Here is an 8426-nt window from a genome sequence, read left to right as displayed (position 1 = left end):
CGGCGGGGGTGGGGGAGAGCTGCGTCATCGACTGCTCCAAGGGATTCTCGTGGTGCGGGAGACCTATTCGTCAGGCCGGAAGACAAATTAGTATGCCCAGGTCGAGACAGCAAGGGACACCACGAGGAGATCCTGATGGGCACGCAGCGAGTTGTGATCGGGGTCGACAGTTCGACCCAGTCCACCAAGGCGCTGGCCGTGGACGCGGACACGGGCGAGGTGCTGGGCCAAGGACGGGCCGCGCACACCGTCACCGGGACCGGCGGGGCGCGCGAGAGCGATCCGGAGCAGTGGTGGTCGGCGTTCGTCGAGGCGGTCGCGGCCACCGGGTGGGCGGGCCGGGCGGAGGCCGTGTCGGTCGGCGGGCAGCAGCACGGCCTGGTGACCCTGGACGCGAACGGTGCGCCGGTGCGACCCGCGATGCTCTGGAACGACACGCGGTCGGCGGCGCAGGCCGAGCGGCTGGTCGCCGAGCGGGGGCCGCGGTGGTGGGCGGAGCGGGTCGGCAGCGTTCCGGGGGCGTCGTTCACCGCATCGAAGTGGGCCTGGCTCCGGGAGAACGAGCCCGCCGCGGCGGCGGCGACCCGGCGGATCCGGCTCCCGCACGACTTCCTGACGGAGCGTCTGACCGGCCAGGGCACGACCGACCGCGGCGACGCGTCGGGCACGGCCTGGTGGACCTCGGACGGGTACGACGCGGAGATCCTCGACGCGCTGGGGCTGAGCGTGCGTCAACTTCCGCGGGTGGTGGAGCCGGGGGAGAGCGCGGGCACTGTGCGGGCGGGCGGCCCGCTGCGGGAGGGTACGAGGGTCGCGCCGGGCACGGGCGACAACATGGCCGCCGCGCTGGGGCTGGGGCTCACGCCCGGCACCCCCGTGCTCAGCCTGGGGACCTCGGGGACGGTCTACGCGGTCACCCGGGGGCGCCCGGTGGACGCGACCGGAACGGTGGCGGGCTTCGCGGACGCGCTCGGCGGCTGGCTGCCACTGGCGTGCACGCTGAACTGCACGCTCGCCGTGGACCGGGTCGCCGCCCTGCTCGGACGCGGACGCGAGGACGTCGAACCCGGCGGCACTGCCGTCGTCCTGCCGTACCTGGACGGCGAGCGGACCCCCGACCTGCCGTACGCGGCCGGGCTGTTCCACGGTATCCGGCACGACACCACGCCCGGGCACCTGCTCCAGGCCGCCTACGACGGCGCGGCGTACTCGCTGCTGGCCGCGCTGGACGAGGTCCTGCGAGCCGGGGGCGAGGCCGCGGCCGACGGGCGGCCGCTGCTGCTCATCGGCGGGGGAGCGCAGGGCGCGGCGTGGCAGCGGACGGTGCTGAGGCTGTCGGGGCGGCCGGTCCAGGTGCCGCGGGCGCGGGAGTTGGTCGCGCTGGGGGCGGCGGCGCAGGCCGCGGCACTGGTCACCGGGGAGGCCCCGGACGAGGTCGCGCGCCGTTGGCGCACGGCGGACGGACCGGTGCTGGACCCCCTGCCCCGGGACACGGAGGCCCTGGAGCGGCTGGACCGGACCCTGCGCCGGGCCGGCGCGCTGCTGGCGGAGTGAGGCCGGCCCCGGGCCGGCTCACCCGGCCGGTGGCCCGGAGTGCCGCGCGCCCGGGCCCGACCCCGACCGGTTCGAAAGTTTCGAAAGCTGTGGGAAGGGCCCGGGCCGAGGGGCGGCCCGGCCCGGTCGGGTCAGGGCCGAGCGGGCGCGACGGTGCTGGAGCGCACCACCAGGGTGGTCGCCAGTTCGAGGCGGGTGGGCGCCGCCGGGGCCTCCCCGCTGCGGAGGGCGAGGATCAGGCGGGTCGCCTGCTCGGCCATCTCGCGCAGGGGCTGGCGGACGGTGGTCAGCGCCGGGCTGGTCCACTTCGCGATGTCCAGGTCGTCGTAGCCGACGACGGACAGGTCCTCGGGCACGCGCAGGCCGCAGACCCGGGCGGCCTCCATGACGCCCAGCGCCTGCAGGTCGCTGCCGGCGAAGATCGCGGTGGGTCGGTCGGGGAGCTCCAACAGGCGCTTGGCCTGGGCGAATCCGCCCTCGGCGTGGAAGTCGCCGAACGCGGTCAGCTCGGGGTCCACCCCCAGGCCGGCCATGGACATCGCGGAGCGGTAGCCGTCCAGCCGGGCCAGCGAGCAGAGGGTGTCCGCCGGGCCGGTGACGATGGCGATGCGCCGGTGGCCGAGCTCGACCAGGTGCCGGGTGGCGGCGAGGCCGCCGGCCCAGTTGGCCGAGCCCACCGAGGGCACGTCCGGATCGGGGTTGCCGGCCGGGTCGATGATCACGAACGGGATGGACCGCGCGCGCAGTTGGCGCTTCAGCTCGGGCGGCAGGCTGGAGAAGACCAGTACGACGCCCAGCGGTCGCCGGCGCAGCACCGCCTCGATCCACTCCGGCCCCGGGGCGTGGCGCGAGCCGCTGTGGGTGACCACGACCGCCGCACCGTGCTCGTTCGCCACCGCCTCGACGCCGCGCAGGAGTTCCATCGCCCAGAGGCTGTCGAGCTCGTGGAAGACGATCTCCACGAGGGGCGCCTCACCGCTGCTGCGGGCGGCGCGCTGGTAGTCGTGGGCGCGAAGGACCTGCTCGACGCGGAAGCGGGTGGACGCCGAGACGTCGGTGCGGCCGTTGAGAACCTTCGAAACCGTCGAAACGGAGACCTCGGCCTCGCGGGCGACGTCCGCGAGGGTCGCCCGTCCCAGTTCATCGCCCTTTTCCATGGACGCAGCATAGGGCACCGGCGGCGCAGGGCAGTTGGCGCATCACGCTTCAGTAACCCTCGGCACGAGGGGTTGACCCGAAACATCCTCGCAACTTAGCGTCCCGGCCAAGCGGGGATTTCGAGAAGCGGATCGAAACTTTTAGGAGAGTCCTGATGAAGAGACGCGCTTTCGCTGTTGCGCTCGGTCTGACCACGGCCATGGTGGCGCTGACCGCCTGCGGCAGCGGCGGTTCCTCCTCCGCCGGCGGGGACTCCGGCACGATCCACGTCCTGGTCTACGGGGACGCCAGCAACAAGGTCGAGAAGCAGATCGTCGACACCTTCAACAAGACGTCGAAGGTCAAGGCCGTCCTGGACACCATCCCGGGCGCGGACTACCAGGCCAAGCTCAACACCATCATCAACACCCCCCAGGCGCCGGACGTCTTCTTCAACTGGGGCGGCGGCAGCATCCAGCCGTACGTGAAGTCCGACCTGCTGCTCCCGCTGGACGACATGATCGCCGCGGACCCGGGGCTGAAGGGCAACTTCCTGACCTCGGTGTTCAACACCGCGGTGATCGACGGCAAGTCCTACGGCATCCCGATGCGCGGCACCCAGCCCGTGCTGCTCTTCAACAACAAGAAGGTGCTGGCCGACGCCGGCCTGAGCGTCCCGAAGACCTGGGACGAGTTGCTGAGCGCCGTCCAGACGCTCAAGGCCAAGGGCATCACCCCGTTCGCCCTCGGCGGCGGCGACCAGTGGCCGACCCTGATGTGGTACGAGTACGTCTTCGACCGCGTCGCGGGCCCCGAGCTGTTCCAGAAGGCGCTGTCCGGCGACAAGAGCGCCTGGGAGAGCGACGACGCCAAGAAGGCGCTGGGCATGCTCAAGCAGCTGGTCGACGCGGGTGCGTTCGGGTCGAACTTCGACTCGGTCAAGTTCACCGACGGCGGCTCCCCGGCCCTGCTGGCCAAGGGCAAGGCGGCGTTCGAGCTGATGGGCTCCTGGGAGTACGCCACCCAGCAGGACGCCAACCCCGACTTCACCAAGACCAGCCTCGGCTACAGCAACTTCCCGAGCATCGCCGGCGGCAAGGGCGACCCGTCCAACGTGGTCGGCAACACCAACAACTTCTACTCGGTGCTGAAGAAGAGCAAGCACCCCGAGGCGGCCGCCGCCTTCCTGAAGCTCATGTACTCCGACGAGTTCGTGAAGGCCCAGCTGGCGATCGGCAACCTGCCGACCACCACCAACACCGAGCAGTTCCTCGGCACCGCGGCCAACCCCGACTACTCGAAGTACCAGTACAACCTGGTCAAGGCCGCCCCGTCGTTCCAGCTCTCCTGGGACCAGGCGTACCCGCCGGCCGCCAACACGCCGATCCACACCGCCGTCCAGCAGTTCTTCAACGGCAAGCTCGACGTGGACGGCTTCATCAAGGCCATGCAGGCCCTGCCCGCCTCCTGAGACGAATCGCCATGAGTGCACTCTCCTTCGTGTCCGCGTCCGGTCGTCGCCTGCGGGCGGAGCGCCGGACCGGCGTCGGGGTGACCCGCCCGGGCCTTGCCTGGGCGGTGCCCGCGACCGTGTTCTTCCTGATGTTTGCAATCGTGCCGCTGCTGCTGGTGGCGGTGCTCTCCTTCACCAGCTGGAACGGTGTCGACGCCCCCCGGTTCAACGGCCTCGCCAACTGGACCAAGCTGCTGCACGACCCGGTGATGACGCAGAGCATCTGGCTGACCCTGGTGCTCACCGTGGCCGGCGCGGTCGTGCAGACCCCGGTGAGCATCCTGCTGGGCGTGTGGGCGGCCGGCCACCAGCGCAACCGCGCCGTGCTGTCCGCGATCTTCTTCGTCCCGCTGCTGCTGTCCGCGACCGCGATCTCGGTGGTCTGGCGCGCCATCCTGGACCCCAACTTCGGCGTGCCCTCGCAGATGCAGTGGCTGTTCGGCGACGGCAACCTGATGGGCAGTCAGAGCGGTGCCATCGCGGTGCTCACCTTCGTCGGCATGTGGCAGTGGACGCCCATGCACGCCCTGCTCTACCAGGGCGGCGCCCGGGCGATCCCCCGGGTGCTCTACCAGGCGGCGTCGATCGACGGCGCCGGCAAGGTGCGGCAGTTCTTCCACATCACCCTGCCGCAGCTGCGCAACACGATGATCACCTCGGTCATCCTGATGCTGGTCGGCGGTCTCACCACCTTCGACACCGTCCTCATCCTGACCCAGGGCGGCCCGGGCACCGACACCACCAACAGCGCCTTCTACATGTACCAACAGGCGTTCAAGAGCTTCGACTTCGGCGCGGGCTCGGCCATCGCCCTGGTCCTCGTGGTGGTCGCCACCCTGATCTCGCTCGCCGTCGTGCGCCTGTCCGGCTACGACAAGATGCGCAGCACCACGGAGGGACTGTGATGCGACGGCGCCCCAACTACCTCGCCGGGCTCGGCTCGCTGGTCTGGCTGGCCCTGGTCGGCTTCCCGCTGTACGTCCTGCTGATCTCGACGTTCCGCACCCGCTCCAACTACTCCTCGCAGGGGCCGCTCACCTTCCCCTCCGAGCTGACCCTGCAGAACTACGTCGACGACTTCTCCAACGGGTTCGGCCAGGACTTCCTCAACACGCTCCTGGTCACCGTGAGCGTGGTCGCGATCGTGCTGCTCGTCGTGCCCCCGCTCGCCTACGCCATCGTGCGGGCCCGGGGCAGGACGATCGGCACGGTGTTCCGGATCTTCCTGCTGGGCCTGGCGATCCCGGCGCAGGCCGTGATCGTGCCGATGTTCTACGTCATCAGCAAGGCCGGCCTCTACGACAACCTGCTCGGCATCATCCTGCCCACCGCGGCGTTCTGCCTGCCGGTGTGCACCCTGGTCCTCACCGGTGCCATGCGCGACATCACCGGCGAGCTCTACGAGGCCATGGCCATGGACGGCGCCACCCCGTGGCGGGTGTTCTGGCAGCTGGTGGTGCCGCTGTCCAAGGGCGGCCTGTCGTCCGTCGTGGTCTTCGCCGCCCTGCAGGCGTGGAACGGCTTCCTGTTCCCGCTGATCCTCACCCAGTCGGAGAGCACCAAGGTCATCACCCTCGGCCTGTACAACTTCCAGACTGAGCACGGCGTCGACGTGCCCGGCCTGCTCAGCGCCGTCGTGCTGTCGATGCTCCCGATCTTCATCGTCTACCTGTTCGCCCGACGCGCCTTGGTCCAGGGCCTCATGGGCGTCGGAGGAAAGTGACCGGCAACATGAACCTGGCCCTCCCGTCCGCTGCCCCCACCACCCGCTGGCGCGACCGCGCGCTCAGCCCCGAGGAACGTGCCGACTCCCTGATCGCCGAGATGACGCTGCCGGAGAAGCTGGCCCAGCTCGTCGGCGTCTGGGTCGGCGCCTCCGACGAGGGCGGCGACGTCGCCCCGCACCAGCACGACATGGAGGAGCCGCCCGACCTCGACGACCTGCTCCCGTCCGGCCTCGGCCAGTTGACCCGGCCGTTCGGCACGGTGCCGGTCGACCCGGCGCTGGGCGCGCTCTCGCTGGCCCGCAGCCAGCAGCGCATCGCCGCCGCCAACCGCTTCGGGATACCCGCCCTCGCGCACGAGGAGTGCCTCGCCGGCTTCGCCGCCTGGGGCGCCACCGCCTACCCGGTGCCGCTCTCCTGGGGCGCCACCTTCGACCCCGACCTGATCCGCCGGATGGCCGCCGCGATCGGCCGCGACATGCGCGCGGTCGGCGTCCACCAGGGCCTGTCCCCGGTCCTCGACGTCGTCCGCGACGCCCGCTGGGGCCGGGTCGAGGAGACCATCGGCGAAGACCCGTACCTGGTCGGCACGGTGGCCACCGCCTACGTGCAGGGCCTGGAGTCCGCCGGGATCGTCGCCACGCTCAAGCACTTCGCCGGCTACTCCGCCTCGCGAGCCGGACGCAACCTCGCCCCCGTCGGCATGGGCGCGCGCGAGCGAGCCGACGTGATCCTGCCGCCCTTCGAGATGGCGGTGCGCGAGGGCCGGCCCCGCTCGGTCATGCACGCCTACACCGACACCGACGGCGTGCCCTCGGCCGCCGACGAGGCCCTGCTGACCGAACTGCTGCGCGACACCTGGGGCTTCGAGGGGACCGTGGTCGCCGACTACTTCGGCATCGCCTTCCTCAAGGTGCTGCACGGCGTCGCCGGGGACTGGGCCGAGGCCGCCGCCCTCGCCCTGGCCAGCGGCGTCGACGTGGAACTGCCCACCGTCAAGACCTTCGGCGAGCCGCTGCTGCGCGCCGTCGAGGACGGCACCGTGCCCGAGGCGCTGGTCGACCGGGCGCTGCGCCGGGTCCTGGTGCAGAAGGTCCAACTCGGCCTGCTGGACCCGGACTGGGACGCCGTCCCGACCGCCCTGGCCGGCCTCCCGCTGGACGACCCGCAGGCGCTGCGCGGCGCGGTCGACCTGGACCGCCCCGAGAACCGCTCGCTGGCCCGGGAGATCGCCGAGCAGGCCGTGGTGCTGCTGCGCAACGACGGCACCCTGCCGCTGCGCAGCCCGCGCCGGATCGCCCTGATCGGCCCCAACGCCGAGACCCCGACCTCGGTGCTGGGCTGCTACGCCTTCCCCGTGCACGTCGGCAGCCAGCACCCCGACATCCCGGCGGGCATCGAACTGCCCACGCTGCGCCAGGCGTTGGCGGCCGAGTTCCCCGGCAGCGAGATCTGGACGGCGGCCGGGGCGAGCGTCGACGGGCCGGACACCTCCGGTTTCGCCGAGGCACTCGAGGCGGCCCGCCGGGCCGATGTCGTGATCGTCGCCCTCGGCGACCGGGCCGGCCTGTTCGGGCGCGGCACCAGCGGCGAGGGCTGCGACGTCGAATCGCTTGAACTGCCGGGCGTGCAGCAGCAGTTGCTCGACGCGCTGCTGGACACCGGCAAGCCCGTGGTGCCGGTGCTGCTGGCCGGGCGCCCCTACGCCCTGGGGCGCGCGGTGACCGAGTCGGCGGCCCTCGTGCAGACGTTCTTCCCCGGCGAGGCCGGGACCGAGGCGGTCGCCGCGGTGCTCAGCGGCCGGACCAACCCCTCGGGCCGACTGCCCGTCAGCATCCCGGCCCGCCCCGGCGTCCAGCCCTCCACCTACCTCGGGGCCCGCCTGGCCGGACCCAGCGAGGTGTCCAGCACCGACCCCACCCCGGCGTTCGGCTTCGGCCACGGCATCGGCTACACCGCCTTCGCCTGGACCGACCTGACGGTGGAACAGGCCGGCGCCGCGACCGACGGCACGGTCGAGCTCTCCTTCACCCTGCGCAACACCGGGGAGCGCAGCGGCAGCGAGACCGTCCAGCTCTACCTGCACGACCCGGTCGCCAGCGTCGTCCAGCCGGTGCAGCGGCTGATCGGGTACCGGCGGATCACCCTCGACGCGGGCCAGGAGACCCGTGTGCGGATCGGCGTCCCCGCCGACCTCGCGTCCTTCACCGGGCGCGACGGCCGGCGCATCGTGGAGCCCGGCGAGCTGGAGCTGCGGATCGCCGCCTCCAGCACCGACGTCCGGCTCACCGCCACCGTCCGGCTGGACGGACCGGTCCGCGTCCTGGACCACACCCGGCGCCTGCACGCGGACCTCCGCACCGCCTGACCCGTCGTCACCAACGGCCGCCGGCCGCACCCTTCACCGGGCGCGACCGGCGGCCGACGCACGTCGCCCGCCCGTCCGCCACCGGACCCCGGCGTGGAACTTTCACGGCGGACGGCGGGAGCACGGCCGG

The 8426-nt window shown here is 72.1% G+C and carries 6 protein-coding genes; 5 read left to right on the top strand and 1 reads right to left on the bottom strand.

Annotated elements, in window-relative coordinates:
* The first annotated feature begins 135 nt into the window (after positions 1-135).
* Positions 136-1554, top strand: a complete 1419-nt coding sequence (gene xylB / locus AB0K51_RS30875; RefSeq protein WP_363460870.1) for a xylulokinase — start codon at positions 136-138, stop codon at positions 1552-1554.
* A 131-nt stretch (positions 1555-1685) separates the two neighbouring features.
* Here xylB and AB0K51_RS30870 read toward each other — a convergent pair whose 3' ends face one another.
* A complete protein-coding gene (locus AB0K51_RS30870) occupies positions 1686-2711 on the bottom strand; it encodes a LacI family DNA-binding transcriptional regulator (protein WP_363460868.1) in 1026 nt (341 codons plus the stop codon).
* A gap of 155 nt (positions 2712-2866) precedes the next feature.
* On the opposite strand from AB0K51_RS30870, the gene AB0K51_RS30865 reads away from it, so the two are divergent.
* The 4 genes from AB0K51_RS30865 (at position 2867) to AB0K51_RS30850 (ending at position 8296) form a co-directional block, all read left to right on the top strand.
* A complete protein-coding gene (locus AB0K51_RS30865; RefSeq protein ID WP_363460866.1) occupies positions 2867-4162 on the top strand; it encodes an extracellular solute-binding protein in 1296 nt (431 codons plus the stop codon).
* A 131-nt stretch (positions 4163-4293) separates the two neighbouring features.
* Positions 4294-5109 carry a sugar ABC transporter permease gene (locus tag AB0K51_RS30860; protein WP_363460874.1) on the top strand — a complete coding sequence of 272 codons (816 nt, stop codon included), beginning with the start codon at positions 4294-4296 and terminating at the stop codon, positions 5107-5109.
* Positions 5109-5927, top strand: a complete 819-nt coding sequence (locus AB0K51_RS30855) for a carbohydrate ABC transporter permease (protein WP_363460865.1) — start codon at positions 5109-5111, stop codon at positions 5925-5927. Before AB0K51_RS30860 ends, AB0K51_RS30855 begins: the two co-directional genes overlap by 1 nt.
* Before the next feature lie 101 nt (positions 5928-6028).
* Entirely contained in the window at positions 6029-8296 is a 2268-nt protein-coding gene (locus AB0K51_RS30850; protein WP_363460872.1) for a glycoside hydrolase family 3 N-terminal domain-containing protein, read from the top strand.
* Positions 8297-8426: the final 130 nt, after the last annotated feature.

The sequence above is a fragment of the Kitasatospora sp. NPDC049285 genome (genome assembly GCF_040678815.1).
GTDB lineage: Bacteria > Actinomycetota > Actinomycetes > Streptomycetales > Streptomycetaceae > Kitasatospora.
This window is presented reverse-complemented; position numbering and strand designations above follow the sequence as displayed.

Bases quoted from the DNA above. Each gene is read 5' to 3' on its own strand.
- xylB (WP_363460870.1), top strand. From the start codon at position 136: ATGGGCACGCAGCGAGTTGTGATCGGGGTCGACAGTTCGACCCAGTCC.
- AB0K51_RS30870 (WP_363460868.1), bottom strand. From the start codon at position 2,711: ATGGAAAAGGGCGATGAACTGGGACGGGCGACCCTCGCGGACGTCGCC.
- AB0K51_RS30865 (WP_363460866.1), top strand. From the start codon at position 2,867: ATGAAGAGACGCGCTTTCGCTGTTGCGCTCGGTCTGACCACGGCCATG.
- AB0K51_RS30860 (WP_363460874.1), top strand. From the start codon at position 4,294: ATGTTTGCAATCGTGCCGCTGCTGCTGGTGGCGGTGCTCTCCTTCACC.
- AB0K51_RS30855 (WP_363460865.1), top strand. From the start codon at position 5,109: ATGCGACGGCGCCCCAACTACCTCGCCGGGCTCGGCTCGCTGGTCTGG.
- AB0K51_RS30850 (WP_363460872.1), top strand. From the start codon at position 6,029: ATGACGCTGCCGGAGAAGCTGGCCCAGCTCGTCGGCGTCTGGGTCGGC.